A 26835-nucleotide genomic window follows, 5' to 3' on the forward strand; every position below is an offset into this window, starting at 1 on the left:
GGGCCGTGAATTGGGCTAGCCGCCCTGGCCTTCGCCCTGGGGCGGCACGTCTTCGTACTCGACCGGTACGCCTTCACCAGCGACCGGCGCGCCCTCGCCGGCGAACGGTACGCCCTCACCGGCAACCGGCACGTCCTCACCGGCGACCGGCACGTCCTCACCGGCGACCGGCACGCCCTCACCGGCAACCGGCATGCCTTCACCCTCGACCGGCGGCGGTTGGGTCAACAGGATGGTGATCGGTATCGGTGTGGACAGCTCGAACTTGCCCTGCTGGTCGTAGTAGGCGCCGATGGTGTACTCACCCGCGGACTCGATCGGGAACGAGAGCTCCTGGGTGAAGCACCGATATTTGGAGGCTTTGTCCACTTCGTCGGGCCAGTGCCAACTCGCCCGCAGGGTGCCGCGCGGCGCTCCGGAGGGGTCCTTGCACACCACGTGTAATTCCGGGTCGTAGTCCCCGCCGGCGGGCGCGTGCACCACCAGAACGATCGGAACCTTTGCCCAAAGCGGGACTTGATCGACCTCAAACCAGGTCATCGGAATGCGTGTAGCATTGATCGCACCGTGTTCGTCCAGATTGGCGCTACCTGCAACGAACAATGTGGATACGTGCAGCATCACGACATCTTAAAGGCGTTTGACGCGCCAATCCGGACCTTGGGGTTTTCAGGCGCGCCGCACCGGCGGTCGCTGCGTTCCTCGAATGCCCGTCGGGCTAGTGCCCGCAGCGGGGTCCGAGACCAGCAACGATGTCGTCGAGACTGAACATCAGCGGTTGCTCGAGCTGGGCGTAGGTGCAGGAACGTGGATCGCGGTCGGGACGCCACCGGTTGAACTGGGCGGTGTGAAGGAACCGTGGGCCCTCCATGTGGTCGTAGCGCACCTCGACCACGCGTTCGGGGCGCAGCGGCACAAACGAGAGGTCTTTGCCGGCGTTCCAGCGGGAGAACTCGTTTTTGCGTGGCGTGCGTTCGCCGGACTGGTGGGCGGCCCAGTTCCACGGATGGTCGTCGAAGCTGGTCACCAGCTCCTGCAGCTCGGTGAAGAGCCGCCGGCGTTCGGCCATCGGGAATGCCCCGATCACGCCGACCGACGCCAATTGCCCGTCGTCTTGGTAGAGGCCCAGCAATAGCGAACCGATGACGTCACCGCCGGATTTGTGGAGGCGATATCCGGCCAGCACGCAGTCGGCGGTGCGTTCGTGCTTGATCTTGAACATCACGCGCTTGTCCGGCTGATAGGTGACCGCCAGCGGTTTGGCGATCACTCCGTCGAGGCCGGCGCCCTCGAACTCTTCGAACCACCGCCGTGCCGTCGCCTGATCGGTGGTGGCCGGGGTGACATGGATCGATGGGCCGGAGCCGACCGCCTCGACCAGCGCCGCGCGCCGTTCCACAAATGGACGCGTCGTGTAGTCGTCGTCGCCGAGGGCCAGCAGGTCGAAGGCGATGAAGGATGCCGGGATGTGTTCGGCGAGCATCCGCACCCGGGAATCGGCGGGGTGGATGCGCTGTTGCAGCGCCTCGAAATCCAGGCCGTGGCCGGTGGCGATTACGATCTCGCCGTCAAGGACGTAGCGCCGCGGCAGCTCCGCCCGGACCGCCGCGACCAGCTCCGGGAAGTAACGGGTCAGCGGACGTTCGTTGCGGCTGCCGAGCTCTACCTCATCGTTGTCGCGAAAACAGATGGAGCGGAATCCATCCCATTTGGGTTCATAGGACGCATCGGCCGGGATCGTCTTGATCGCCTTGGCCAGCATCGGCGAAATCGGCGGCATGACTGGTAGGTCCATTAGTTCATTGTGGCGTGCGGCATGCTGGAATCCAGGTATGCCTGCTGCAGCAGAAGAACTTGACGTCGACGGCATCGCGGTACGCGTGACCAACCGGGACAAGGTGTACTTCCCGAAGCTGGGGAAGCAGGGCACCAAGGGCCGGTTGATCGACTATTACCTGGCGGTCGGGGGCGGTCCGATGCTGACCGCGTTGCGGGATCGTCCCACCCACTTGCAGCGATTTCCGGACGGCATCGACGGTGAGGAGATCTATCAGAAACGGGTGCCCAAGCACCACCCCGACTATCTGCGGACGTGTCAGGTGACCTTTCCGTCGGGACGCACCGCCGACGCGCTGCAGGTGACCCATCCGGCCGCGATCGTCTGGGCGGCGCAGATGGGAACCGTCACGCTGCACCCGTGGCAGGTGCGCTGCCCCGACACCGAGCACCCCAACGAGCTGCGCATCGATCTGGATCCGCAGCCCGGTACCGGTTTCGCGCAGGCACGTTCGGTCGCCGTCGACGTGCTCAAGCCGGTGCTCGATGACCTGGGATTGGTCGGCTATCCGAAGACCTCCGGCGGCCGCGGGATCCACGTGTTCTTGCGCATCGCGAGCGACTGGGACTTCATCGAGGTGCGCCGGGCCGGCATCGCCCTGGCCCGCGAAGTCGAGCGCCGCGCCCCCGAGGCGGTCACCACGTCGTGGTGGAAAGAAGAACGTGGCCAGCGGATCTTCATCGACTTCAACCAGAACGCCCGCGACCGCACCATGGCGTCGGCGTACTCGGTGCGGGCCACCCCGATCGCCACCGTGTCGACGCCGCTGACCTGGGACGAGCTGGCCGGCGCCGACCCGGACGACTACACCATGGCCACGGTTGCCGACCTGATTGCCCGCCGCGCGGACCCCTGGGCCGGCATGGACGACGTGGCCCAGTCGATCAGCGGGCTGCTGGATATGGCCGAAGCCGACGCCGAGCGCGGGCTTGGTGACATGCCCTACCCCCCGAACTACCCGAAGATGCCGGGCGAACCCAAGCGGGTGCAGCCCAGCCGCGACACCGACCTGAAACCCAAAAACGCCCACGACTAAACCCTTATGCGCCGGGCTGCGCCGGATACCATCGGCGTATGGCGCTGATCATTCCGGCGACCAAGGAACGTGACGACGACGGTTGGGCGGACTACGTTGAGCCCATCGTGCTCACGCCCGCCCAGGCGGCCGACCTGGCGGTAGGCAACGCCGATCCGGCGGCGGCAGTCGTCGGGTTCTACGCGGCGTTGATGCGCGGCGACGACCTGGCCGGACAACTGCTCTGGCCCGATGACAACATCATCATCGACAAGCTCGAAACCTTGCGCGGCTGGACATTTCACCGCTTGGAGGTGCTGGCCGTCCGGTTGCGCGGACAAAGCAAGGCGACCATTCGCGTCGCCGTCGAGATCGAGGTCGACGGCAAGCGCGACGGCGGTACCGATGAAGTCAAGCTGCAGCGCGGCGGGGACGGCGGCCCCTGGAGAATCTAGCGCCCGCCGACCTGAGTTCAGACCGGTATCGAGCCCGCAGCCCACGTGCTGGGCAGCAACGGCAAGGGCGCGTCGGCGCCAAATGAGCCGGCGCTTAGCGCGGACAATCCAACCGGCTGCGCAATCGATTGCTGTGGCGCGGTGCCGGCGAATCCCGCCGCCGTCATCGACCCGCTGGAAGACAGCTGCACCGCGGAAACCAAATGTGCGTTGGGTAATGCGGCCGCTGCCACGCCGGAATGTGCCAAACCGATGGCGCCGGTGGGGGCATTGCCCAGGGCGCTCGCTTGGGGCAAAAGCGGCGAAACTCCGCCCGCCTGAAACGCCATGGCCGCGCCACCGAGCAGTTCGCGGATCGCCTGCGCTATTGCTGCGATCGCGTGCTCGACTCCCAGCGACAGCGTCGTGAGCACCTTGTTGAGAAAATCCGCGACCAGCGTGACCATCGCAATGGTGCCGCGCAACGTGATGTAGAGGTACATGAGGACGAGTTGAACTTGATCCAGTGCCAATACGATCAGGTCGGCGATCAGCAGGTTCAGGATCTTCGTCATTTGAAGTGCGTAGCCCAGCAGCATGACCCCGTACGCCACCACTATCTGGCCGAGGTAGAAGACGAACTGCCAGGCGAAACTGGCCACCTCGCTGGCCAACTGGCTCACCGTCTGGGACACGATGTCGGCCAGGGTTTGCAGCAGCTGCCACAGGATGCTCCACCAGGGCGGGCTGGGCGGCGGAGGCAGGCTGGTGAGTGAGCTGGCTCCGGGTTTGAGGATGGGCGGGGCGTGGTTGGTGTGTGGTGTTGCGGCAACCGCAGCGGCGCTGGCGGCGTCATAGACGCTCATCGTGGTCGCGGCTTGAATCCACATTCGCGCATAGTCGGATTCGTTGAGCGCGATTGGGATCGTGTTGATCCCAAAGAAATTCGTCGCCAGCAACACGCCGTGGATGACGTGGTTGGCTTCCAGCTCCACCAACGTCGGCATCGCCGCCAGCGCGCTGACGTAGCCGGCCGCGGTGGCCTCGTGTGTTGCGGCCCGCGCCATACAGTCGGCGCTGGCCGCATTCAGCCACGCCAGATACGGGCCGTAGGCGCCAACGAAACTGGCGGCACTGGGCCCCTGCCAGGGCCCGGCTTGCACGGTGGCCAGCAGCGCTTCGAGTTCGGCGGCCTCCTCGGCGTAGCTAGCGCCCAGCGCTTGCCACGATTGCGCCGAGCCCACGATGGGGCCGGGACCAGGACCGGCGTACAGCAGCGCGGAGTGCACCTCCGGCGGCAGGGCGATCCATATCGGCATGGTCATCACAGGCCGCCAAAAGCGCCGTAGCCGGCTGCCGCGGCTTCGTCTCCAACGGTGTAGCTGATACCGGCCTCACCCACGCCGACCCCGGAGCGGCCCAATTCCTAGATGCCTTCGGTGGCCATGGCGGAATGCTCAACGCCGACGGCGCTAAACCCCGCCGCGTTGCGCACCGACACCGGATCGGCCGCTGGCGGGATCACCGCGGTAATGGCGGGCGCCGCAACGGCATGCGCGGCGGCCAATCGAGCCGTCAGGGCCGCTACCGCCGCACTGGCCCCCGCCAAACCCTCGGGAATAACTCGCAACATCACCACTTCGGCTCCTATTCGGCGCATCGGAGCCCGGAAGCCCGCGATGCATGCATATAGCAACGATTTCTATTGGCAACACAATGCGGAGCCGGCCGCGACCCTGGCAAGTCTCGACCTCGCCACCGGAGCGGCTCCACTTGACAAACGCCGCCTCCGTGTCAACTGAAAAATAACCGGGCCCCGGCAACCCCCGGCCACCTATCCTGGGAAGGCGAAAACTCTGGGTCAGGACCGACGGAGGCGTCGATGACGCCCGTACTGGCGTGCCGCTCGTGTGGTACCCAACCCCTCGAAAACGCCCGGTTCTGCCACGGATGTGGCGCGCCCGTCGCCGCCGCCGATACCCACGCCGAGTACAAGCAGGTGACGGTGCTGTTTGCCGATGTGGTGCATTCGATGGACATCGCCGCGGCGCTCTGTGCCGAGCGGTTGCGCGAGATCATGACCGAGCTGGTCAACCGCGCGGCGGTGGTGGTGCAGCGATATGGCGGCACGGTCGACAAGTTCACCGGTGACGGGATCATGGCGGTATTCGGTGCCCCGGCCGCTCTGGAGGACCACGCGCTGCGGGCGTGTTTGGCCGCACTGGGCGTTCAGGATGAGGCCAAGCGCCTTGCCGGCGAGGTCGATCGGCGCGACGGTGTCGTGCTGCAGCTTCGGGTGGGCCTCAATTCCGGGCAGGTCGTGGCCGGCGAAATCGGAACGGACGCGCTGGGTTACTCCGCGGTTGGTGAGCAAGTCGGGCTGGCGCAGCGGATGGAGGCGGTGGCCGCGCCGGAGACGGTGATGCCCGGTGAGTCCACCGCCCGACTGGTCGAGGGCGCCGCCGTGCTGGGCGAGCCGCAGCTGGTGCACATCAAGGGTGTCGAGGCTGCGGTGCCGGCGTGGCAACTGCTCGGCGTGGTTGATCAGTACCGGCAAAGCGGTCCCGCCCCGGCGACGTTGGTGGGACGCGAGTGGGAGTTGGACACTCTGACCACGATGCTGGACCGTTCCATTGCCGGGCGCGGGTCGGTGGTGACGCTGGTCGGACGGGCGGGCATCGGCAAGACCCGGCTGGCCAGGGAAGCCGCTCGGGTCGCGAAAACTCTTGGTGTTACGGTGTTTTCGACCTTCTGCGAATCGCACGCGACCGATATCCCATTTCGGGCGGTTACCCGTCTGCTGCGCGCCGCCGCCCAGGTGAGCCGGCTCGACGATGCCACCGCGCGGGTGCGGGTACGGGCGATCGTCCCAGACGGTGATCCGCAGGACCTGTTGTTGCTCTATGACCTGCTCGGTATCGCCGACCCCCGGGTGGAGCTGCCCAAGATCGCCCCGGAGGCCCGCCGCCGGCGGCTGGCCGCGCTGATCAACGCGGTCCAGCTGGCTCGCGCCCAACCCGCGGTGTACGTCATCGAGGATGCGCACTGGATGGACGAGGCCAGCGAATCGATGGTCGCCGAGTTTCTGACGATGATCCCACAGACCCACTCGATAGTGCTGGTGACCTACCGGCCCGACTATCGCGGAGCATTGCGGGGCGTGCGCGGCGCCCAGAGCATTGCCCTGGGCCCGCTCAGCGATGCCGAAACCTCGGCGCTGATCGCCGAACTGTTGGGCCCCGATCCCTCCGTCGCCCAGATCGCCGAGATCATCGCCACGCGTGCCGCCGGCAACCCCTTTTTCGCCGAGGAGATCATCCGCGAGCTCGCCGAACGCCGGGTGCTGGTGGGGGAGCGTGGCAGCTACGCGTGCACCGCCGAGGCCGACGACGCGATCGTGCCGGCCACGCTGCAGGCAACCATCGGCGCGCGCATCGACCGGCTCAGCCCGGCCGCCAAGCAGACTCTCAGCGCCGCGGGCGTCATCGGATCTCGCGTCAGCACCGAGCTGCTGATCGGCCTGGGCATCGAACCGCCGATCGAGGAGCTGATCAGCGCGGAACTCGTTGACCAGGTGCGGTTCACGGAGCCGGCCGAATACGTGTTCCGGCATCCGCTGATTCACACCGTGGCCTACGAGTCGCAATTGAAATCAGCTCGCGCCCAGATGCACCGGCGGCTCGCCGCGGTGATCGAAGCCCGGGTTTCGGAATCGGCGGACCAGTACGCCGCGCTGATCGCCGAACACCTCGAGGCCGCCGGTGAATCGCACGCCGCTTACGGCCGGCAGGTGCGCGCCGCCGCGTGGGCGACCAATCGCGACATCGCGGCCGCCCACCTCACCTGGGAGCGAGCCCGCAAGATCGCCGACGCATTGCCCGTCGATGATCCCAACCGGGCGGCCATGCGGACTGCCCCGCGCACCATGTTGTGCGGCATCGCGTTTCGAATCCACATCGACGTCGCCGGCGCGCGTTTCGAGGAATTGCGCGAACTGTGTGCCGCCGCGGGGGACAAGGCGTCCCTGTCGATCGGGATGGCGGGGTTGGTGATTGACCATCTGCAGCATGCACGAATGCGCGAAGCATCGCAGTTGGCGACCGAGGCCATGACGCTCATCGAATCGGTTGGCGATCCGGCCCTGACGGTCGCGTTGTCCATCGCGCTGATCTATGCCAAGAGTGAGTGCGCCGAGTGGTCGGATGCGCTGCGCTGGTCACAGCGGGTGATCGCCCTGGCCGACGGCGACCCGACGATGGGCGCTCTGATCATCGGGGGGCTACTGGACAAGCCGGCCGATCCGGCGGTGGCCCCCGTCGCGGCCGCGGGATCGTCGGCAACCAGTGGGGCCGGCCCCGGTGGGTGGGACCGGACTGGGCCGGGCGGCGGGCGCGGGTGAATCGTCGCGGCCCGGGCCGGCGGTGTCGGCGACGCTGACCCGGGAGCCCGATGAGGTCGACGACGACTGGGATGACGACGACGACTGGTGAGAGTCGTTGCTAGAAAGGACTTTCCGGCCATCCGGGCCGGAAGACTTGCCAGCAGCTTGGCGAGGAAGAGAAATAGAAGACCCAAAGAGATAGAGAGTCCAGCATGGCAGAGATGAAGACCGATGCCGCTACCCTCGCGCAGGAGGCAGGTAATTTCGAGCGGATCTCCGGTGACCTGAACACCCAGATCGACCAGGTTGAGTCGACCGCCGGTTCGCTGCAGGCCCAGTGGCGCGGTGCGGCTGGTACCGCCGCTCAGGCTGCGGTGGTCCGTTTCCAGGAACCGCCAACAAGCAGAAGGCCGAACTCGACGAGATTTCGACGAACATCCGTCAGGCCGGTGTCCAGTACTCCCGGGCCGACGACGAGCAGCAGCAGGCGCTGTCCTCGCAAATGGGCTTCTGATTCCCCTATCACGAGAAAGAAACGGAGCAATACGACATGACAGAACAGCAGTGGAATTTCGCCGGCATTGAGGCCGCATCCAGCTCAATCGGGGGAAATGTCGGCAGCATTCATTCCCTTCTGGATGAGGGCAAGCAGCAGGGCTCCGGCGTTGTTGATTAGCAGGCTTGTGAGCTGGGTTGATGATCTTTGGTGCCGCGCTATTGGGGCCGGAGTGTAGGCACGGGCTATCTGGAGAACGATCGAGTTGGTTACTGTTCGTCGTTGGTCTGGAGTTGCCCGTGCCTACCGTTTCAGTATTGCCTGTGTCGTCGGTTCCAGAGGTGTTCGACCGCTGGAGTCCTGGTGAGCGCAGCGGGCTCATCGGATCGGAGTTTCTCGATGTGTTGGCCTCGGTGCCAGACCCGAGGGACCCACGCGGTCGGAGGTATTCGCTGATGGCTTTGTTGGCGATCGCGGTTCTGGCCACCCCTGCTCACGCTGCTGCCGGGTAGCTTGCGGTGGCTGGTCACCGTGGATGCGATGCATACCCAGGTCGTCACCGCGAAGTTGATCTGCGCCACCTTGAAGTCGCACTACCTGATGATCGTCAAGTCCAACCAAGCCAAAATACTTGCGCGTATCACCGCGCTGCCCTGGGCCGAGGTGCCCGCAGCCGCTACCGACGACTCCCGCGGCCACGGCCGTGTCGAGACCCGCACCCTGCAAATCATCACCGCTGCACGAGGAATCGGCTTCCCCTACGCAAAACAAATCATCCGGATCACTCGTGAACGCTTGATCACCGCCACCGACCAGCGCAGCGTGAAGGTGGTCTATGCCATCTGCAGCCTGCCGTTCGAGCACGCCCGCCCTACCGCGATCATGACCTGGATGCGTCAACACTGGGGAATCGAGAACAGCCTGCACTGGATACGCGACGTCACCTTCGACGAAGACCGTCAAAGGGCACATACCGGAAACGGCGCACAGGTCCTAGCAACGCTACGCAACACCGCGATCAATCTGCACCGCCTCAACGGCGCCGACAACATCGCCGAAGCCTGCCGGATCACCGCTTTGACCGCCAACCGCCGCCTAGACCTCCTCAATCCACAATTCCCCAGCTCACAAGCCTGCTAATCAACAACGCCGGAGCCATGACTCATGCCCGAACGTTCTGACCGGTTCTGACGATATTGCGACAACCATCCGTCGCAGAAATCGGCAGCAAAAGCAACCGAAGCCCGAGGGTGCTGTGGCCGCCCGGGTGGGGCGACTCGAGATCGGCACCGTAGCGCCGCGGACCGGGCAGCATCGGGTCACCCTGCCGCTGGTGGATGCGCCATCACCGTCAGACGTACTCCGTAGCGGGGCACCACACTCGAGGCGCGCGATGAACTTCCCACCGGCATTCCGGGCATCCCCGGTATGCCATGTGCCACTTCCTCGGTCCCCGGAATCGTCGTCAAGCCGGCACTCGACAGTGCTGCCACCTGGCGAGTTGCCGGTGCGGCCCAGCTCGCCGGCACCGACAATTGACCGATCGAGCCCGCCCGGCCAACACTTACCAGCACCGCACCCGGCCCGGACACCGCACCACCGACACTGGGCGCCGAGCTCAAAACAGACCCAATGCCGATATCGCCCGGCGCAAGCTCAGCGGGGTTCTCTGAGGCGGCCCCCAACATGCCCAGGTTGCTCTCGGCCCCGATGATGCCGGCGATAATCGACTCGCAGTCCTGCGAAACACCCACCGTTGCATATCCGGCGAAAATGCCATCAAGGATGGAGAAGTCATCCGGGAGCAAGTTCGGGAATGCCCCAGCCAGAGCCGCCAGACCCTTTTGCACCAACGCGATCTGGTCCGACAGCGGGTTGGCGGCCGCCGCGGTTGCATCGGCTTGATTGACCGCAGCGCTCTGCGCCGACAGCCCAGCCGGATTGGCGGTCTGCTGTGGCGAGGAGAACGGTACCAACTGCGCCGCCATCGCCGCGCTCGTGGCGTACCCGTACATCGCGGCGGCATCCTGCTCCCACATCTCGGCGTATTGGGTTTCGAGGGCAGCGATCGCTGCGGTGTTCTGGCCGAAGAAATTCGTTGCTACCAGCGACATCAGCTGCATGCGGTTGGCCAGGATCACCGGCGGCGGAACCGTCATCGCATATGCCTGTTCGAAGGCCATCGCTGCCGCTCGGCATTGGGTGGCGGTCTGTCGCGTCTGTTCCGCGGTCGAGTGCAGCCACCAAACATAGGGAGCCGCTTTGGCTGCCATTGACTCCGATGCCGGGCCGGCCCAGTACATGCTCGTCAGGCCCGATAGCACCGATTCGTAAGTCTGTGCCGTGGTGCCCAACTCGATGGCTAGCTCATCCCAGCTGTTTGCAGCCGCCAATAGCGATCCCGCGCCTGGACCGGTGTACATTAGACCCGAGTTGACCTCTGGTGGAAGCATGGCTAAATCCATTGTGTCCGAGCTCCTTAGCTGGGGGCGCACAGGTCTTATGCGCCAAGAACTTGCCGCTCATCGTATGCGCCTGCGGCAAGAATGGAAGTTTTTGTTGACGAGGCGGCGCTGCCTACCGGTGCTGGGGGCGGGATTCACCCGGTGCGTCTGGGTTGGTTACCGTCACGGCGACCAGGGCATCGTTTCGACCGGGTGAACCCAGCGGTACGGGAAACATGTTGCGGCGCGCGTTATCTAGCGGCTAGTCGCAATGCTGGGCCGGCATCGCTGCTTTCCATGCTGGAAGGTCCACCTGGATACGGGGCTCGCGAGTGACGACACGCCGGCCGGTGCTGAATGGCTGGCTGGCGACCGACTTGCCGAACTCGAGCGGAGCCTGACCCGTTTGGATGCGGACCCGACGGCGGAAAGGAATCGGAGGGCTGATCTTGATCAGGACATTCTCGGCCGCCTCGATGCTGCGAGCTTGACGGCCAGCGTGCCATGAGGCGTCGTCATTCGCGGATCCTTCTGCGTGTGTTTGTCATTGGCTGTTGGTGAGCTAGGCGAACAGGGCCGCGAGGCCTGTTTCGGTGGTCAGCATTTCTTGGTTGGACTGGTGGATGGCGTGCGCGAGGGCCTGCAGCACGGCGTTGAGGTCAGCAGAGGCGCTATCCCATTGCTGTTGGACCTGTTGGTAGGCCTCAGAGCCGCTGCCGCCCCACACCTCGGTCAGGGTGGAAAGAACCTGGTTGGCGTCGTGGAGGTGCTTTTGGGTTTTGATGACCTCGGCCTGGATTTCGGCAACCCCGATCTCGATGGCGGCGAAGTTGTAATGCAGTACTGCCATGTCGCTGTTCCGTTTCTGATGCTCAGCAGGGGACTAGAAGTTCGTTTGGTTTGACAGCAAGCCGGTTTCGTGGTCATCGGTGTCGGTGTAGCCCTGCGCGGCAGTCCAGATCTTCGTTGAGATTTCCTTCTTCTCTGCACAATGCGGATCACACTGCCGGCCAAGAAGGGACGACAGGACTTGCCGCCCAACCGGCCGGCAAGTCCGTCGCCATCGCCGCCGACCAGTGCGGCTAGCCGAACATCCCCGTGACGTTGCCCTCGGTGGAGGACATTGCCTGACCGGCCTCGCTGATGGTGCGAGCCAGGTTCTGCAGCGCGTTGTTGAGCTCCTGGGCGGTGGAGTCCCACTTCTGCTGCACACCCTGGTAGGCCTCCGAACCGCTACCACCCCAGGCTGCGGCCAGCTTGTGCAGCGACTGCTTGCCCCAGGGCTCCGGCGTTGTTGATTAGCAGGCTTGTGAGCTGGGGAATTGTGGATTGAGGAGGTCTAGGCGGCGGTTGGCGGTCAAAGCGGTGATCCGGCAGGCTTCGGCGATGTTGTCGGCGCCGTTGAGGCGGTGCAGATTGATCGCGGTGTTGCGTAGCGTTGCTAGGACCTGTGCGCCGTTTCCGGTATGTGCCCTTTGACGGTCTTCGTCGAAGGTGACGTCGCGCATCCAGTGCAGGCTGTTCTCGATTCCCCAGTGTTGACGCATCCAGGCCATGATCGCGGTAGGGCGGGCGTGCTCGAACGGCAGGCTGCAGATGGCATAGACCACCTCCACGCTGCGCTGGTCGATGGCGGTGATCAAGCGTTCACGAGTGATCCGGATGATTTGTTTTGCGTAGGGGAAGCCGATTCCTCGTGCAGCGGTGATGATTTGCAGGGTGCGGGTCTCGACACGGCCGTGGCCGCGGGAGTCGTCGGTAGCGGCTGCGGGCACCTCGGCCCAGGGCAGCGCGGTGATACGCGCAAGTATTTTGGCTTGGTTGGACTTGACGATCATCAGGTAGTGCGACTTCAAGGTGGCGCAGATCAACTTCGCGGTGACGACCTGGGTATGCATCGCATCCACGGTGACCAGCCACCGCAAGCTACCCGGCAGCAGCGTGAGCAGGGCACGTACGCAGGGAATTTCATTGCTTTTCTCGGCGACAGCGAGTTGACCGAGCACCAATCGGGCACGGTGGGCGAACACCGACACGAGATGCGTGGCTGTCGCTTTGGCGCGTAAAGCACCACGCAGCATCTTGCCGTCCAACGCGATCGGCACCAATCCACTGGGGTCGCTGCTGGCCACGTGTGCAGTGAAGTAACTGCCCATCCTGGCGTTGAGGTCGGCGGGGTCTAGCCGAGACAAAACAGCGCGGAAGGTCTTCTCACTGGGCCGCCGGAACCGGACCCCTAATTGGGCCAACACATCATCGGGAGCGGTGGCCGCCCATGTGGCAAAACCAGCATAGCCGCGCATCCCCGCGGCAGTGGCCAGAACCGCGATCGCCAACAAAGCCATCAGCGAATACCTCCGACCGCGTGGGTCCCTCGGGTCTGGCACCGAGGCCAACACATCGAGAAACTCCGATCCGATGAGCTCGCTGCGCTCACCAGGACTCCAGCGGTCGAACACCTCTGGAACCGACGACACAGGCAATACTGAAACGATAGGCACGGGCAACTCCAGACCAACGACGAACAGTAACCAACTCGATCGTTCTCCAGATAGCCCGTGCCTACACTCCGGCCCCAATAGCGCGGCACCAAAGATCATCAACCCAGCTCACAAGCCTGCTAATCAACAACGCCGGAGCCCTGCATTCGCCTGCAAGCTAATCGATTGGTAGGCCTGCCCATAGCCGGCGAACAGCGACGCCACAGCCGCCGAGACCTCATCGGCTCCAGCGGCCAACATCCCGGTGGTCGGGACCGCCGCGGCCAGGTTGGCCGTGCTCAGCGCCGAGGCGATTCCTTCCAGATCGGTCGCCGCCGACGTCAGCAATTCTGGCGCCACCAAAAGATATGACATTTGCAGGCCTCCGTCGCTCTTCGTTGAGTAATTAACGCAGACTAAAACACGCGACGGGAACTAATTCTGGAGTTTGGCAAATACGCCGCCTGGAAAACGATAGAAGCGCACTCTCGGCTCACCAAAGGTCGGTATTCGGTCAGCTCAGCCGTAAAACAGTCCTGGCGAACCATTCGAACCGGCAACGCCGTCATCGGCGGTTCCCCCGCCGCCGGTACCCCCTGGGCCCCCGGCTCCGCCGTGGCCGGCGAACTGAGCATCACCGCCGTTGCCGCCCTCACCACCGTTCCCACCGGAGTGGTCGCCGCTTACCCCGCCGGCCCCGCCGAGGCCGCCGGCCCCGCCATTGCCGAAGACACCCGCGCCTCCACCGGCTCCACCGCCACCACCCGCACCGCCGGCAAACTCCACCACGGTGAGGCGGCCGCTTGGGCTGATGTAGGTTCCAGCACCGCCGGATCCCCCTGGCCCACCGGCGCCGGCGTTGCCGAATAGCCATCCGCCGTGGCCACCGATTCCCCCATCGCCACCGGTTCCCCCAGTGCCGAATAGGGAACCGATCGTGATTGTTGAACTAGAGCTCGCGATGATGAAATCACCGTTGTCGGTAGGCCCGGCGAGCCCGCCGATGCCACCGGCACCACCCGCCCCGCCGGCACCGAACAGTCCGGCGGCACCGCCCGCCCCGCCGTTGCCGGCGGAACCGGCCGCTGCGCTCCCACCCATGAAGTCGACCACACCGGTGGCTCCGTCGGCATTTGTGGCGAGGAACCCGTCGCCGCCGCCACCGCCCTGTCCACCGGTACCTCCCGAGCCATACAGCAGACCGCCATGGCCGCCATGGCCACCGGCGCCACCATCACCGGCGCTGATATCGAAGACGCCTTGGGCACCGGCGTTCAGCCCACCGACCCCGCCGGAGCCACCCGCGCCTCCCGAACCGAAGAGCCCGGCGGCACCACCGACTCCCCCGCTCCCGCCATTGCCAACGCCAAGGCCGTCCACCGCGGCCGCGCCAGCACCGCCTTGCCCGCCAACACCGCCGTTGCCGCACAACCACCCACCGCTGCCGCCGGCGCCGCCCACGGCGCCGATTCCACCGTTCCCGCCACTTCCGCCGTTGCCGATCAACCCGGCAGCGCCACCGGCGCCCCCCGCTACTCCGGCCGTCGTTTCGGAGTAGCCATTGCCGCCGTTGCCGTACAACAGCCCTCCGGCGCCACCGTTGGGGTCGGTCGCCGTCCCGGCGGCACCGTCGCCGATCAGCGGACGCCCGAAGATGGCCTGGGTGGGGCCATTGATCGCTGCCAGCAATTCCTGGCCGACGGCCTGCAGGGGGTGGTGTTCGCCGCCTCGGCCGCCGCGTACGACTCGGCACCCGTTGTCATCAACTGGACAAACTGCTGATGCAAGGCTTCCGCCCGGGCAACCAAAGCCTGATACTCCTGGGCGTGCCCGCCGAAGAGTGCGGCCACGGCCGTGGACACTTCGTCAGCACCGGCGGCCATCACCGTCGTTGTCGGCGCCGCGGCGGTCAGATTTGCTGCGCTGAGCGCCGAACCGATGCGCTCCAGCTGGTTCGCGGCCGAAGCGACAAGATCTGGGGCGACCGCGATGTGCGGCATCTGAGACAACGCTGCCTCCATCCGTGGTCGGCAATCGTGGGCATTCCGGAAGCGCAGCCGATTACGTTGAAATCCCTAGACCGACTACATTTCCATTCCAACCTAAGCCGAACCCGTGAGCGTCGTTCATCTCTTGGATAAATTGCGCATTAAATGCGTTCGGGCGTGCGCTAATCAGGCCGCGGGCCGGTGTGCGGACACGAAAAGGGTGGGCGGGACGGGTCCTTCGGCATCGTCGGGCACCGGACGCCCGTAGCGGGTCAGCAATTCGGCCGAGGTCGTGGCCGACGCGCGCCAGCCGTGCTCACCCAGCCAATCCGCGACCGGGGTGCGCTCTTCGGCGTACCAAAGGTCTTCGACGGCCGGCATCTGGATCTCCACCAGTCGTCCGGCCGCCGCTCGCATCCGCTGCATTTCCTCGTGTTGACGGCGCACCAGATCGGGATCCAAGAAGCCTTCCTGGGGCACGTTGGTTGCCAGCCAGCTTCCGGCGGGGCTGAGCGTATCGATGCGCTCGAACAGCAGATCCTGAGCCCGCGCCGGAAGGTAGCGCACCAGCCCTTCCGCCGACCAGGCAGTCGGCTTAGACGCGTCAAAACCGCTGTCCAACAAGGCCGCTGGCCAGTCTTGGCGCAGATCTATCGGGATATTCATCAGTTGCGCCGTCGGCCGGGCACCGTGCTGACGCAATGTGGCGGACTTGAATTCCAGCACCCTGGGCTGATCAAGCTCGTATACGACGGTGCCGTCCGGCCACGGCAACCGCCAGGCGCGCGAATCCAGACCGGACGCCAGGATCACCACCTGCCGCACACCGGCGTCGGCGGCACCCAGAAAGAACTCGTCGAAGAACGCCGTCCGCGTCGCCATGAAGTCGATCATCTGGCGGACCCGCGCCCCCACCTGTGACTCGATTTCTGGTGCGCCGGCCAGCAAAGCGGGGTTGGCGAACATGCTCCACATGCCATCGCCGGCGGCGTCGACAAAGACTCGCGCGAACGGGTCCTCGATGAGGGGGTTCTCGCTCTCGGTCTCCGCGGCCCGGGCGGCTGCCACACCCAAGGCGGTGGCTCCGACGCTCTCGGTGATGGTCCAGGAATCATTGTCGGTTCGTGGCATTGCCAGCCTCCCAAGCAGAAATGGGTTCCAGCCATCCAGTCTTACAGCCGCCGCGGGCCGTGGCCGCTCGCCGGGAGTGTCCTACGCTTTTTCCCAGAGGGTCTACAGGTTGCAAGGGAGCACCATGACACGGACGCCGCAGGAAGTATTCGCCCACCACGGCCGCGCGCTCGCCGCCGGTGACCTCGACGAGATCATCGCCGACTACGACGACGACTCCGTGCTCCTGACCGCTGCGGGTGTCGCGCGCGGCAAGGATGCCATCCGCCAGGTGTTCGTCAAGTTGCTCGACGACCTGCCCGGGGCCACCTGGGACCTGAAATCCCAAGTCTTCGACGGCGACCTGTTGTTCCTGGAATGGGCCGCCGATTCCGCGCACCACCGCGTGGACGACGGCGTGGACACCTTCATCTTCGACGGCGGCATGATCCGGGCCCAAACGGTTCGATACACGCCACAAGCCAAGGGCTGACGCCGATGCACCCGGTGGATCCCGACGCGGTCGCGGAATGGATGTCCGGGCAGGGACTGGGTGAAGGTCCCTTGTACGACGTCTGCGCGGTCACCGGTGGAACACAGAACGTGATGCTGCGGTTCACCCGCTCCGGACGCACCTACGTGCTGCGCCGCGGCCCCCGCCACCTGCGTCCGCGCAGCAACAGCGTGATCCTGCGCGAGATCAAGGTGCTTGCGGCGCTGGCCGGCACCGACGTTCCACACCCACGTTTGATCGCCGCCTGCCCGGACCCCACGGTGCTCGGTGATGCGGTCTTCTATCTGATGGAACCCGTCGAAGGCTTCAATGCCGGTGGAGGGCTGCCGCCGCTGCACGCCGGGGACGCGAGCATCCGGTTTCAGATGGGCCTGTCGATGGCCGACGCGCTGGCCAAGCTCGGCGCGGTCGACCATGCCGCCGTGGGTCTCGCCGACTTCGGCAAGCCGGCGGGATTTCTGGAACGCCAGGTGCCGCGCTGGCTTGCCGAACTGGAGTCCTATCAGCAGTACGACGGCTACCCGGGACCCGACATCCCCGGCATCGGGGAAGTGTCCTGCTGGCTGGACAGCCATCGCCCGACGGCGTGGACGCCCGGCATCCTGCACGGCGATTACCACATGGCCAATGTCATGTTCTCCCGCACCGGGCCGGAGGTGGTGGCCATCTGCGATTGGGAGATGTGCACCATCGGCGACCCGCTGCTGGATCTGGGCTGGCTGCTGGCCACCTGGCGGCAGTCCGACGGGGCCAGCGTGTTCGGCCACGCCCCAGGGCTCCGGCGTTGTTGATTAGCAGGCTTGTGAGCTGGGGAATTGTGGATTGAGGAGGTCTAGGCGGCGGTTGGCGGTCAAAGCGGTGATCCGGCAGGCTTCGGCGATGTTGTCGGCGCCGTTGAGGCGGTGCAGATTGATCGCGGTGTTGCGTAGCGTTGCTAGGACCTGTGCGCCGTTTCCGGTATGTGCCCTTTGACGGTCTTCGTCGAAGGTGACGTCGCGTATCCAGTGCAGGCTGTTCTCGATTCCCCAGTGTTGACGCATCCAGGTCATGATCGCGGTAGGGCGGGCGTGCTCGAACGGCAGGCTGCAGATGGCATAGACCACCTCCACGCTGCGCTGGTCGGTGGCGGTGATCAAGCGTTCACGAGTGATCCGGATGATTTGTTTTGCGTAGGGGAAGCCGATTCCTCGTGCAGCGGTGATGATTTGCAGGGTGCGGGTCTCGACACGGCCGTGGCCGCGGGAGTCGTCGGTAGCGGCTGCGGGCACCTCGGCCCAGGGCAGCGCGGTGATACGCGCAAGTATTTTGGCTTGGTTGGACTTGACGATCATCAGGTAGTGCGACTTCAAGGTGGCGCAGATCAACTTCGCGGTGACGACCTGGGTATGCATCGCATCCACGGTGACCAGCCACCGCAAGCTACCCGGCAGCAGCGTGAGCAGGGCACGTACACAGGGAATTTCATTGCTTTTCTCGGCGACAGCGAGTTGACCGAGCACCAATCGGGCACGGTGGGCGAACACCGACACGAGATGCGTGGCTGTCGCTTTGGCGCGTAAAGCACCACGCAGCATCTTGCCGTCCAACGCGATCGGCACCAATCCACTGGGGTCGCTGCTGGCCACGTGTGCAGTGAAGTAACTGCCCATCCTGGCGTTGAGGTCGGCGGGGTCTAGCCGAGACAAAACAGCGCGGAAGGTCTTCTCACTGGGCCGCCGGAACCGGACCCCTAATTGGGCCAACACATCATCGGGAGCGGTGGCCGCCCATGTGGCAAAACCAGCATAGCCGCGCATCCCCGCGGCAGTGGCCAGAACCGCGATCGCCAACAAAGCCATCAGCGAATACCTCCGACCGCGTGGGTCCCTCGGGTCTGGCACCGAGGCCAACACATCGAGAAACTCCGATCCGATGAGCCCGCTGCGCTCACCAGGACTCCAGCGGTCGAACACCTCTGGAACCGACGACACAGGCAATACTGAAACGGTAGGCACGGGCAACTCCAGACCAACGACGAACAGTAACCAACTCGATCGTTCTCCAGATAGCCCGTGCCTACACTCCGGCCCCAATAGCGCGGCACCAAAGATCATCAACCCAGCTCACAAGCCTGCTAATCAACAACGCCGGAGCCCTGGGCCACGCCCTGGGCGCCCAGGACGGGTTGGCCAGCACCGACGATCTGCTGCAGCGATATGCGGCCAACACCACGCGAGATCTATCTCACATCACCTGGTACACCGTGCTGGCCTGCTTCAAGCTGGGCATCGTCATCGAGGGCACGCTGGCACGCGCCTGCGCGGGCCAGGCCGAGAAAGAAGTTGGCGATCAGCTCCATGCCGCCACAGTGCACCTGTTCGAACGGGCACTGGGGCTGATCGGCGCCTAGCCCGCAACCCGGGCGGCGGCGCGGCGCCGACACAGAAAAGCCCGAACCCCCGTCGAGGATTCGGGCCGATTCCCGCCAACTCGGATGTCCTCAGACATCATCAAGCGCGCCCGAAGGGATTCGAACCCCTAACCTTCTGATCCGTAGTCAGATGCTCTATCCGTTGAGCTACGGGCGCCGATGTTCAGTTGTGTCCCCGAAGGAACCGCGCGGAGGCGAGAGGATTTGAACCTCCGGTCCCCTTGAAGGGGGACAACTCATTAGCAGTGAGCCCCATTCGGCCGCTCTGGCACGCCTCCTTTGGACTTCCTGAGGGTACCCGGCGCTGGGAACCCCCCGAGCCGCCGGAGGCTTAGCGTACACAGCCGCAACATATGCTGTCGAAGTGACCGCCCGCCTACGCCCCGTATTGGCCGGGTTGCCAGTCTACGTTCCCGGCAAAACAGTGCCGGGAGCCATCAAACTGGCCAGCAATGAGACGGTGTTCGGCCCCCTGCCCAGCGTGCGCGCGGCCATCGAACACGCCACCCAGTCGATCAACCGCTACCCCGACAACGGCTGCCTTGCGGTCAAGGCGGCGTTGGCCCGCCACGTTAGCTCGCTGAGCGCGGCGGACTTCGGCCCCGAGCACATCGCCGTCGGGTGCGGTTCGGTGAGTCTGTGCCAGCAGCTGGTGCAGATCACCGCGTCGGTGGGAGACGAGGTGATTTTCGGGTGGCGCAGCTTCGAGCTCTACCCACCCCAGGTGCAGGTGGCCGGCGCCACCGCCATTCAGGTGCCGCTGACCAACCACACCTTCGACCTCGAGGCGATGCTGGCCGCGGTGACCGAGCGCACCCGGCTGATCGTCGTCTGCAACCCGAACAACCCGACGTCGACGGTGGTGCAGCCGGAGGCTCTCGCCGAGTTCGTTCGCTCGGTTCCGCCGCACATCCTGGTCGCCATCGACGAGGCCTACGTCGAGTACCTGCGCGACGGCACGGTTCCCGACAGCCCGCACCTGGTCCGCACTCACAGCAACGTCGTGGTCTTGCGGACCTTCTCCAAGGCGTACGGCCTGGCGGGCCTGCGCGTCGGCTACGCGGTGGGGCAGCCCGACGTGATCGCCGCGCTGGACAAGGTCTACGTGCCGTTCACCGTGTCCAGCCTCGCCCAGGCCGCGGCCATCGCCTCGGTGCAGGCCGCCGATGAGCTGTTGGCCCGCACCGACGCGGTGGTGGCCGAACGCGGCAGGGTCAGCGCCGAACTGCGTGCCGCCGGCTTCACCGTGCCGCCGTCACAGGCCAACTTCGTGTGGCTACCGCTGGAAGACCGGACCACCGACTTCGTCACACAGGCCGCCAAGGCGCACATCGTGGTCCGCCCTTACGGGGCCGACGGGGTGCGAGTCACCATTGCCGCTCCCGAAGAGAACGACGCCCTGCTGCGGTTCGCCCGCTGCTGGATCACCCACCGCGACGGTGCGCGATGAACGCCCGTGACACGTTCACCGAGTTCAAAAACCGCGTGGGTGCGATTCCGGATGCCGAGCTCGACGACTTCTGGGCGACCCTGGAACCGGCAAGCATCGACGGCATGATCGGCGAGTGGAAGGGCGGTGAGTTCGACACCGGTCACAAGATGAACGGGCAGTTGGAAAAGGCCCGCTGGTTCGGCAAGACCTTCACCTCCCCCACCGATGTGCAGCCGCTGGTGTGCCTGGACGCCGATGGGCAGAAGTTCTCCAACGTGGCGATGGGCAAGGGCGAGGCCAGCCTGTGGCTCGAGGACTTTCGGGGTGAAACCACCGCCACGATGGTCTACGACGGCCAGCCCGTGCACGACCACTTCAAGCGGATCGACGACGACGCGGTGATGGGCATCATGAACGGCAAAGGCGTTCTCGATAACGGCCGCTACTACTACTTCTATCTGGAACGGGTGTAGGGCCCGCGCAGAGGCGTCGAGGGTGCCTACCTGATCGGGTTGCGGCCGGTGAAGGCGACCAGCCGGTGCAGCCCGCGGACATCGTCGCCAACCTGGACCGGATCATCGATCCCGGCGGCACCGCGTTCGTGCGGCTGGATCAGGTTCTGCGCTAAACCCAGGACATAGTCGGCCAGCGAGTCCGGGACGTGAATGTCATGCCCCACCGCCGTCGCGTAGTCCCACGCGTGCACCAGGAATTCAATCGAGAACACCGAGACGGCCACCCTGGCGGGCATCGAGGCGGGGCCCAGCGGCACGTCGCCATCCATGCCGCGGCGATGCCAGGCATCCAGTGCCGGGCGCGCGACGCTGACCACCTGGCCTTCCGGCGTGGAGGTGTGGTCGCGCATCGTGAATTCGGCGCCGGCCATACCGCCGAGGACCACGATGGAGTTCAGCAAGTGCCCAGTCAGCCCGGACACGTCGTACTCGGGGCACGGCGTTGGCCGGAACAGGTCACCATCTCCGATCGGGTGCAGCACCTGCTGCAGGACCGCCAGGGCGCGTTCGGCGCTGGCCAGCTCGTCGGTCGGCGGAGAATCTGGTCCGGGTCGCAAATCAGAGGCCATGTCCGCCACGCTACGGTCTGGACATGGGCGAAACATACGAATCTGTCACCGTCGAGATCAAAGACCAGGTCGCACAGGTGACGTTGATCGGGCCGGGCAAGGGCAATGCAATGGGGCCCGCTTTCTGGTCGGAGCTGCCGGAAGTCTTCGCGGCGCTGGACGCCGACCGTGATGTGCGGGCGATCGTCATCACCGGGTCGGGCAAGAACTTCAGTTACGGACTGGACGTGCCGGCGATGGGCGGAACTTTCGCCCCGCTGATGGCCGAAGGGGCGCTCGCGCGTCCCCGCACCGACTTTCATGCCGAGGTGCTGCGGATGCAGAAGGCGACCAATGCGGTCGCCGATTGCCGGACCCCGACCATCGCGTCGGTGCACGGCTGGTGCATTGGCGGCGGCGTCGACCTGATCTCGGCGGTGGACATGCGCTACGCGAGCGCCGATGCGAAGTTCTCGATACGCGAGGTCAAGCTCGCCATCGTCGCCGACATGGGCAGCCTGGCCCGGCTTCCGATGATCCTCAACGACGGGCATCTGCGGGAGCTGGCGCTGACCGGTCGGGATATCGACGCCGCTCGGGCCGAGAAGATCGGCCTGGTCAACCAGGTGTTCGAAGACGCCGATGCAACCTTGGCCGCCGCCCACGCCACCGCCACCGAAATTGCCGCCAATCCCCCGCTGGCGGTGTACGGCGTCAAAGACGTCCTCGACCAGCAGCGCGCGTCGGCCGTCGCGGAAAACCTGCGCTACGTCGCGGCCTGGAATGCGGCGTTTCTGCCGTCCAAGGACCTCACCGAGGGAATATCGGCGACCTTCGCCAAGCGGCCTCCCCAGTTCACCGGGGAGTAGGCGGCGGCCTCCACGTACCCTCGCGGTGTGGCGAGTATGACCGAAGACGGCAGGATTCGAGTCCCGGCCGACCTTGACGCCGTCACGGCGCGCGGTGCGGAAGATCACTCCGAAATCGACAGTGCGGCTATCGAGCGGATCTGGCAGGCCACTCGGTACTGGTACCAAGCCGGGATGCATCCGGCGATCCAGTTGTGCATCAGGCACAACGGCCGGGTGGTGCTCAACCGGGCGATTGGCCACGGCTGGGGTAACGCACCCAGCGATGCGCCCGACGCCGAGTAAATCCCGGTCAGCACCGATACACCGTTCTGTACGTATTCCTCGGCCAAGGCCATCACCGCCACGGTCGTGCACATGCTGGCCGAACGCGGGCACTTCTCGCTCGATGACCGCGTCTGCGAGTACATACCCAGCTACACCAGCCACGGCAAAGACCGCACCACCATCCGGCACGTGCTGACCCACAGTGCCGGCGTCCCCTTCCCCACCGGGCCCCGCCCCGACGTCACCCGGGCCGACGACCACGAGTACGCCGCACGCAAGCTGGGCGAGCTGCGGCCGCTCTACCCGCCGGGGCTGGTGCACATCTACCACGCGCTGACCTGGGGACCGTTGATGCGCGAGATCATCTGGGCCACCACCGGCAAGGAGATTCGCGACATCCTTGCCACCGAGATCCTCGACCCGCTGGGCTTTCGCTGGACCAACTTCGGCGTCGCCGAGGAGGACCTCCCGCTGGTGGCGCCCAGCCACGCCACCGGGCGCCCGTTGCCCCCGGTGATCGCCGCGGCGTTCCGCAAGGCGATCGGCGGCGACCGCCAGCCACCGCCGAGCTGACCGACCGGCCAGACAGGCCCGCCAACATCCGATGAAACGGGGTCAACTGTTCGGCGGCCGCCGAGCTGGTCGAGTGATAACCGACCATCGCGGTCACGTCCTGCGCCCACATCTCCTCGTAGTCCGACTCAACCGCCGCGATCGCGGGCGCGTTCTGCCCGAAGATGTTCGAGAGCGCCAGCGACACAAACTGAGCGCGGTTGGCCGCGACCAAGGCCGGGTGCACCGTGGCCGCGCGCACCGCCTCAAAGGCGCTTGCCACTACCCGGGCCTGGGCGGCGGCCTGTTCGGCCTGGCCCGCCAGGCCCTGCAACAGTCCCGCATGGGGAGTAGCTACTGCCGCCATCGCCGTCGCCGACGCGCCCTGCCAGGCCCCAGCCATCAGGTTTGCGGTCACCGACTCGAACGAGGACGCCGCCAGGCGTAACTCCGCAGCTAACCCATTCCAGGCCTGCGCGGCCGAGAACATCTGCCCCGAACCCGGACGGGAATAAATTCGCGCCGGCGTTAATTCCGGCGGATCGACCAAGAAATTCACTAATGCTCTCCCTGTCCTCGAGGGGTGCCATTAATAACCAAATGCGCGGCAGTGCAGCGGCCGCCTTCTGCCACCACTTTCTATACGAAATGCCCTCCAGTTGCCAGTTTTTCGTGACAGGAACGGTGGCGTCGCCGGGGTTTTGATCCCGAAGTTACGAGACTCCGGAAGATGCCAAAATGCGACTACTCGGTTGCGAATACCCAGCCGCGAATGCTCAAACAAGAATGCGTAGTTGCGAATTCTCAAAGGCGCTGCCGAAAACTTGCCGGGGGTCGATCTTGCTCACGAAAATCCTCGGCCGGCAAAGTCTCTACGGCACGTGCGGGCCGCGCCAGCCGACTGCTCACCGCGCGGAAGTGCGGTCCGGGTGCCTTGCTACTGAGCCGCTACCGGGCTGCTATCGAGCCGCTACTGAACCGCTACTGAGCCGCTACTGAGCTCCGCATAGGGCGCGACCACGCGGTAGCGCGACCGCCAGCACGGTCGCCGACGGCTCGATCGATCACATGGCGGTGACGGAGGGATTTGAACCCCCGGACGGTTTTAGCCGTCTCTCGCTTTCAAGGCGAGTGCATTAGGCCGCTCTGCCACGCCACCGCTGCTAAGGGTAACTGGGCCCGATTCCGAGGTAGTAGCGTGGCGTTCGTGCACGCCATCGTCGCCGAATCCGCGGATCATCTGGTTTGGCAGCAAGTACCCGATGTCACGGCCGGGGCAGGCGAGGTGGTCATCAAGGTCGCCGCCGCCGGCGTCAACCGCGCGGACGTCTTGCAGGCCGCCGGCAAGTATCCCCCGCCGCCGGGAGCCAGCGAGATCATCGGCATGGAAGTCAGCGGCACCATCATCGATATCGGCGACGGTGTCACGGAATGGTCTGCCGGACAAGAGGTTTGCGCACTACTGGCCGGTGGTGGCTACGCCGAGTATGTGGCCGTTCCGGCCGGCCAGGTGCTACCGATGCCCCCCGGAGTCAGCCTGATCGACGCCGCGGCACTGCCCGAGGTCGCCTGCACGGTGTGGTCGAACCTGGTGATGACCGCGCACCTGGGGCCGGGTCAGCTGGTGCTGATTCACGGTGGCGCCTGCGGCATCGGCAGCCACGCAATCCAGGTCTGCACCGCGTTGGGCGCCCGAGTGGCGGTCACCGCGGGGTCGTCCGAGAAGCTGCAGCTGTGTCGCGATCTGGGAGCCCAGATCACCATCAATTACCGCGACGAGGACTTCGTGGCGCGCCTGAAGCAAGAGACCGACGGTTCGGGTGCCGACGTGATCCTCGACATCATGGGCGCGGCCTACCTGGACCGCAACGTCGACGCGCTGGCCGTGGACGGACAGCTGGTGATCATCGGCATGCAGGGCGGGATCAAAGCGGAACTCAACCTGGGCAAACTGCTGACCAAACGTGCTCGCGTCATCGGCACCACGCTGCGGGCCCGGCCGCTGCAGGGTCCGAACGGCAAGGCCGTGATCGCCCAGGCCGTGACGGCCTCGGTCTGGCCGATGATCGCCAGCAACCGGGTGCGGCCCATCATCGGCTCCCGACTGCCCATCGGGCAGGCGGCACAGGCGCATCAACTGCTGCTGTCAGGTCAGAGCTACGGAAAGATCCTGCTCACCGTCGACGGCTAGCCCGAACGTAGGCCGTCGGGAAACCCCCAACCCCCGGGCTCAGCCCAACGAGGCCAGCGCACGCACCAGCTGGTCCACTTCGGCCATCGTCGAATAGTGGGCCAACCCGACGGTCACCGCGCCGCCGGCATCGTTGACGCCCAACACATCGAAAACCCGCGAACTGGAGTTGGAAACCGCCAGGATGCCGTTGTCGGCCAAGCGCTGCACCACCCGGTCGGCCGGCACGTCCTGCAGCGCGAAGCTGACCACCGGTATCCGCGCCTCCGGTCGGCCGATCAACATCACCAGCGGCAGCGACCGTAGCGAGACCATCAGGTAGTCGAAGATCCGGTTCAAGTAGGCCGACGCGGACTGCATCGATACCGACAGGCGCTCGCGCCGCGTTCCGCGCGCCGACTCGTCGAGCGAGGCGAGGTATTCGATGCTGGCGACCACACCGGCCAGGAATCCGAATTGGTGTAAACCGGTCTCCAGCCGTTCCGGGCCGGTCGCGTGCGGATCGGTCGACACCGAGCTGAAGCTGTGCATGAGCGCCGGTTCCCGAAAGACCATCGCCCCGATGGGCGGACCGCCCCAGCCGACCGCGTTCATCGCGACCACGTCGGCCTCGGTCTCCTTGATGTCGAAAAGCCGGTAGGGCGCCGCGGCGGAATGGTCGACGACGACCAGGCCGCCGATGTCGTGAACCAGCTTGGTCATCGCCCGCAGATCGGTGACAGCGCCCAGGGTTCCCGAAGCCGAGGTGACGGCGACCAGCCGGGTCGACTTGCTGATCAGGCTCTCCCATTGCCAGGTCGGTAGCTCACCGGTCTCGATGTCGACCTCGGCCCACTTCACCTTGGCCCCGTAGCGGTGGGCGGCGCGCAGCCAGGGGGCGATGTTGGCTTCGTCGTCGAGGCGGCTGACGATCACCTCGTACCCCAGCCCCGCGCGTGAGGACGACGCCTCGGCCAGTGCCGACAACAGCACGGCACGGTCGGCGCCCAGCACCACACCGGCCGGGTCGGCGTTGACCAGATCGGCCACCGCCTCCCGCGCCGTTTGCAGCACGGCGGCGCTGCGCCGGGCGGACGGATGCGCGCCCGCGGTGCTGGCGGCCGAACGCCGGAAGGCCGTGGACACAGTGGTCGCGACCGAATCGGGAATGAGCATGCCGGCGGGTGCATCGAAATGCACCCACCCGTCGCCCAAGGACGGGTGCAGTCCACGCACCCGGGCGACGTCATATGCCATGCCTGCCACCTTAGAGAATCTAGCCACTCACGCGGATTGGTGACGTTTAGCGGGTGGCCCGGATCGTTCCAGACATTCCAACCGTTCCGGCTTCCGGAGCCAGGTCACCCGGCCCC

18 protein-coding genes, 3 tRNA genes and 12 pseudogenes are annotated in these 26835 nt (G+C 65.6%); 15 read left to right on the top strand and 18 right to left on the bottom strand.

Going from position 1 to position 26835, the window contains the following annotated elements; translation table 11 throughout:
- Positions 1–15 precede the first annotated feature (15 nt).
- Both SHTP_RS25400 and SHTP_RS25405 read right to left on the bottom strand, forming a co-directional pair.
- On the bottom strand, positions 16–621 hold the full coding sequence (locus SHTP_RS25400; RefSeq protein WP_096372153.1) for a hypothetical protein: 606 nt from the start codon (positions 619–621) through the stop codon (positions 16–18).
- A gap of 97 nt (positions 622–718) precedes the next feature.
- Entirely contained in the window at positions 719–1795 is a 1077-nt protein-coding gene (locus SHTP_RS25405; RefSeq protein WP_096372154.1) for an ATP-dependent DNA ligase, read from the bottom strand.
- A 37-nt stretch (positions 1796–1832) separates the two neighbouring features.
- On the opposite strand from SHTP_RS25405, the gene ligD reads away from it, so the two are divergent.
- Positions 1833–2873 (top strand): non-homologous end-joining DNA ligase, encoded by a 1041-nt coding sequence (ligD, locus tag SHTP_RS25410; protein ID WP_096372155.1) that lies wholly within the window; start codon positions 1833–1835, stop codon positions 2871–2873.
- A 38-nt stretch (positions 2874–2911) separates the two neighbouring features.
- Complete coding sequence (locus SHTP_RS25415) at positions 2912–3307, top strand: hypothetical protein (protein WP_096372156.1); 396 nt, start codon at positions 2912–2914, stop codon at positions 3305–3307.
- A gap of 17 nt (positions 3308–3324) precedes the next feature.
- On the opposite strand, the gene SHTP_RS25420 is transcribed toward SHTP_RS25415, so the two are convergent.
- Together SHTP_RS25420 and SHTP_RS25425 are read right to left on the bottom strand one after the other, a co-directional pair.
- Entirely contained in the window at positions 3325–4611 is a 1287-nt protein-coding gene (locus SHTP_RS25420) for a PPE family protein (protein ID WP_096372157.1), read from the bottom strand.
- A pseudogene (locus SHTP_RS25425) lies at positions 4611–4922 on the bottom strand (PE family protein). Before SHTP_RS25425 ends, SHTP_RS25420 begins: the two are co-directional and overlap by 1 nt.
- Before the next feature lie 246 nt (positions 4923–5168).
- On the opposite strand from SHTP_RS25425, the pseudogene SHTP_RS25430 reads away from it, so the two are divergent.
- From SHTP_RS25430 to SHTP_RS25445, 5 genes and pseudogenes are all read left to right on the top strand, one after another.
- A pseudogene (locus tag SHTP_RS25430) lies at positions 5169–7562 on the top strand (ATP-binding protein); the annotation flags it as partial.
- Positions 7563–7644: 82 nt separating this feature from the next.
- Positions 7645–7776 carry a hypothetical protein gene (locus SHTP_RS29910; protein WP_265338857.1) on the top strand — a complete coding sequence of 44 codons (132 nt, stop codon included), beginning with the start codon at positions 7645–7647 and terminating at the stop codon, positions 7774–7776.
- Between the two features lie 103 nt (positions 7777–7879).
- Positions 7880–8181: pseudogene (esxB, locus tag SHTP_RS25435) on the top strand (type VII secretion system ESX-1 WXG100 family target CFP-10).
- A 36-nt stretch (positions 8182–8217) separates the two neighbouring features.
- A pseudogene (locus SHTP_RS25440) lies at positions 8218–8319 on the top strand (WXG100 family type VII secretion target); the annotation flags it as partial.
- Positions 8320–8462: 143 nt separating this feature from the next.
- Positions 8463–9303 (top strand): annotated as a pseudogene (locus tag SHTP_RS25445) (ISAs1 family transposase).
- 179 nt (positions 9304–9482) lie between these two features.
- Here SHTP_RS25445 and SHTP_RS25450 read toward each other — a convergent pair.
- The 7 genes and pseudogenes from SHTP_RS25450 to SHTP_RS25485 all read right to left on the bottom strand — a co-directional run bounded on the left by SHTP_RS25450 (position 9483) and on the right by SHTP_RS25485 (position 16206).
- The gene (locus SHTP_RS25450) at positions 9483–10628 is read right to left on the bottom strand and encodes a PPE family protein (protein ID WP_096372158.1); all 1146 of its coding nucleotides are present in this window, start codon (positions 10626–10628) and stop codon (positions 9483–9485) included.
- 541 nt (positions 10629–11169) lie between these two features.
- Complete coding sequence (locus SHTP_RS25455; RefSeq protein ID WP_096372159.1) at positions 11170–11457, bottom strand: WXG100 family type VII secretion target; 288 nt, start codon at positions 11455–11457, stop codon at positions 11170–11172.
- Positions 11458–11689: 232 nt separating this feature from the next.
- A pseudogene (locus SHTP_RS25465) lies at positions 11690–11884 on the bottom strand (WXG100 family type VII secretion target); the annotation flags it as partial.
- A gap of 21 nt (positions 11885–11905) precedes the next feature.
- On the bottom strand, positions 11906–13108 hold the full coding sequence (locus tag SHTP_RS25470) for an ISAs1-like element IS2404/ISMul1 family transposase (protein WP_420873057.1): 1203 nt from the start codon (positions 13106–13108) through the stop codon (positions 11906–11908).
- Positions 13109–13249: 141 nt separating this feature from the next.
- Positions 13250–13462, bottom strand: a pseudogene (locus SHTP_RS25475) (PE family protein); the annotation flags it as partial.
- A 144-nt stretch (positions 13463–13606) separates the two neighbouring features.
- Positions 13607–15087, bottom strand: a pseudogene (locus tag SHTP_RS29915) (PE family protein).
- Positions 15088–15261: 174 nt separating this feature from the next.
- A complete protein-coding gene (locus SHTP_RS25485; RefSeq protein ID WP_020785583.1) occupies positions 15262–16206 on the bottom strand; it encodes a class I SAM-dependent methyltransferase in 945 nt (314 codons plus the stop codon).
- Positions 16207–16330: 124 nt separating this feature from the next.
- Between SHTP_RS25485 and SHTP_RS25490 the strand changes: the two genes are divergently transcribed.
- Both SHTP_RS25490 and SHTP_RS25495 read left to right on the top strand, forming a co-directional pair.
- The gene (locus tag SHTP_RS25490) at positions 16331–16678 is read left to right on the top strand and encodes a nuclear transport factor 2 family protein (protein WP_015357604.1); all 348 of its coding nucleotides are present in this window, start codon (positions 16331–16333) and stop codon (positions 16676–16678) included.
- Between the two features lie 5 nt (positions 16679–16683).
- Positions 16684–17475 (top strand): annotated as a pseudogene (locus SHTP_RS25495) (phosphotransferase family protein); the annotation flags it as partial.
- Positions 17476–17490: 15 nt separating this feature from the next.
- On the opposite strand, the gene SHTP_RS25500 reads toward SHTP_RS25495, so the two are convergent.
- Positions 17491–18693 (bottom strand): ISAs1-like element IS2404/ISMul1 family transposase, encoded by a 1203-nt coding sequence (locus tag SHTP_RS25500; RefSeq protein ID WP_420872940.1) that lies wholly within the window; start codon positions 18691–18693, stop codon positions 17491–17493.
- A 143-nt stretch (positions 18694–18836) separates the two neighbouring features.
- Here SHTP_RS25500 and SHTP_RS25505 point away from each other — a divergent pair.
- Positions 18837–19088: pseudogene (locus SHTP_RS25505) on the top strand (phosphotransferase family protein); the annotation flags it as partial.
- 105 nt (positions 19089–19193) lie between these two features.
- Here the strand turns inward: SHTP_RS25505 and SHTP_RS25510 are convergent.
- Both SHTP_RS25510 and SHTP_RS25515 read right to left on the bottom strand, forming a co-directional pair.
- Positions 19194–19266, bottom strand: a tRNA-Arg gene (locus tag SHTP_RS25510).
- Between the two features lie 32 nt (positions 19267–19298).
- Positions 19299–19387 (bottom strand) — tRNA-Ser (locus tag SHTP_RS25515).
- A gap of 86 nt (positions 19388–19473) precedes the next feature.
- Here SHTP_RS25515 and SHTP_RS25520 point away from each other — a divergent pair.
- Both SHTP_RS25520 and SHTP_RS25525 read left to right on the top strand, forming a co-directional pair.
- A complete protein-coding gene (locus SHTP_RS25520) occupies positions 19474–20559 on the top strand; it encodes an aromatic amino acid aminotransferase (RefSeq protein WP_096372162.1) in 1086 nt (361 codons plus the stop codon).
- Complete coding sequence (locus tag SHTP_RS25525) at positions 20556–21014, top strand: DUF4334 domain-containing protein (RefSeq protein ID WP_015357607.1); 459 nt, start codon at positions 20556–20558, stop codon at positions 21012–21014. Before SHTP_RS25520 ends, SHTP_RS25525 begins: the two co-directional genes overlap by 4 nt.
- A gap of 26 nt (positions 21015–21040) precedes the next feature.
- Here the strand turns inward: SHTP_RS25525 and SHTP_RS25530 are convergent, their stop codons facing one another.
- A complete protein-coding gene (locus SHTP_RS25530; protein ID WP_096372663.1) occupies positions 21041–21625 on the bottom strand; it encodes a TIGR03086 family metal-binding protein in 585 nt (194 codons plus the stop codon).
- Between the two features lie 23 nt (positions 21626–21648).
- Here SHTP_RS25530 and SHTP_RS25535 point away from each other — a divergent pair, with 23 nt between their 5' ends.
- Together SHTP_RS25535 and SHTP_RS25540 are read left to right on the top strand one after the other, a co-directional pair.
- Complete coding sequence (locus tag SHTP_RS25535) at positions 21649–22473, top strand: crotonase/enoyl-CoA hydratase family protein (RefSeq protein ID WP_012396834.1); 825 nt, start codon at positions 21649–21651, stop codon at positions 22471–22473.
- 36 nt (positions 22474–22509) lie between these two features.
- Positions 22510–23289, top strand: a pseudogene (locus SHTP_RS25540) (serine hydrolase); the annotation flags it as partial.
- Positions 23290–23365: 76 nt separating this feature from the next.
- Here the strand turns inward: SHTP_RS25540 and SHTP_RS29500 are convergent.
- A pseudogene (locus tag SHTP_RS29500) lies at positions 23366–23851 on the bottom strand (PPE family protein); the annotation flags it as partial.
- A 510-nt stretch (positions 23852–24361) separates the two neighbouring features.
- A tRNA-Ser gene (locus tag SHTP_RS25550) sits at positions 24362–24451 on the bottom strand.
- A gap of 48 nt (positions 24452–24499) precedes the next feature.
- On the opposite strand from SHTP_RS25550, the gene SHTP_RS25555 reads away from it, so the two are divergent.
- On the top strand, positions 24500–25483 hold the full coding sequence (locus tag SHTP_RS25555; protein ID WP_197706261.1) for an NAD(P)H-quinone oxidoreductase: 984 nt from the start codon (positions 24500–24502) through the stop codon (positions 25481–25483).
- Between the two features lie 39 nt (positions 25484–25522).
- On the opposite strand, the gene SHTP_RS25560 is transcribed toward SHTP_RS25555, so the two are convergent.
- The gene (locus SHTP_RS25560; RefSeq protein WP_096372164.1) at positions 25523–26719 is read right to left on the bottom strand and encodes a cysteine desulfurase-like protein; all 1197 of its coding nucleotides are present in this window, start codon (positions 26717–26719) and stop codon (positions 25523–25525) included.
- Positions 26720–26835: the final 116 nt, after the last annotated feature.

The organism is Mycobacterium ulcerans subsp. shinshuense, assembly GCF_002355775.1.
Lineage (GTDB): Bacteria > Actinomycetota > Actinomycetes > Mycobacteriales > Mycobacteriaceae > Mycobacterium > Mycobacterium marinum.

What these genes read in the sequence shown, in the direction of transcription:
- SHTP_RS25400 (WP_096372153.1), bottom strand. Translation starts at nt 621, where the DNA reads ATGCTGCACGTATCCACATTGTTCGTTGCAGGTAGCGCCAATCTGGAC.
- SHTP_RS25405 (WP_096372154.1), bottom strand. Translation starts at nt 1,795, where the DNA reads ATGGACCTACCAGTCATGCCGCCGATTTCGCCGATGCTGGCCAAGGCG.
- ligD (WP_096372155.1), top strand. Translation starts at nt 1,833, where the DNA reads ATGCCTGCTGCAGCAGAAGAACTTGACGTCGACGGCATCGCGGTACGC.
- SHTP_RS25415 (WP_096372156.1), top strand. Translation starts at nt 2,912, where the DNA reads ATGGCGCTGATCATTCCGGCGACCAAGGAACGTGACGACGACGGTTGG.
- SHTP_RS25420 (WP_096372157.1), bottom strand. Translation starts at nt 4,611, where the DNA reads ATGACCATGCCGATATGGATCGCCCTGCCGCCGGAGGTGCACTCCGCG.
- SHTP_RS25450 (WP_096372158.1), bottom strand. Translation starts at nt 10,628, where the DNA reads ATGGATTTAGCCATGCTTCCACCAGAGGTCAACTCGGGTCTAATGTAC.
- SHTP_RS25455 (WP_096372159.1), bottom strand. Translation starts at nt 11,457, where the DNA reads ATGGCAGTACTGCATTACAACTTCGCCGCCATCGAGATCGGGGTTGCC.
- SHTP_RS25485 (WP_020785583.1), bottom strand. Translation starts at nt 16,206, where the DNA reads ATGCCACGAACCGACAATGATTCCTGGACCATCACCGAGAGCGTCGGA.
- SHTP_RS25490 (WP_015357604.1), top strand. Translation starts at nt 16,331, where the DNA reads ATGACACGGACGCCGCAGGAAGTATTCGCCCACCACGGCCGCGCGCTC.
- SHTP_RS25525 (WP_015357607.1), top strand. Translation starts at nt 20,556, where the DNA reads ATGAACGCCCGTGACACGTTCACCGAGTTCAAAAACCGCGTGGGTGCG.
- SHTP_RS25530 (WP_096372663.1), bottom strand. Translation starts at nt 21,625, where the DNA reads ATGGCCTCTGATTTGCGACCCGGACCAGATTCTCCGCCGACCGACGAG.
- SHTP_RS25535 (WP_012396834.1), top strand. Translation starts at nt 21,649, where the DNA reads ATGGGCGAAACATACGAATCTGTCACCGTCGAGATCAAAGACCAGGTC.
- SHTP_RS25560 (WP_096372164.1), bottom strand. Translation starts at nt 26,719, where the DNA reads ATGGCATATGACGTCGCCCGGGTGCGTGGACTGCACCCGTCCTTGGGC.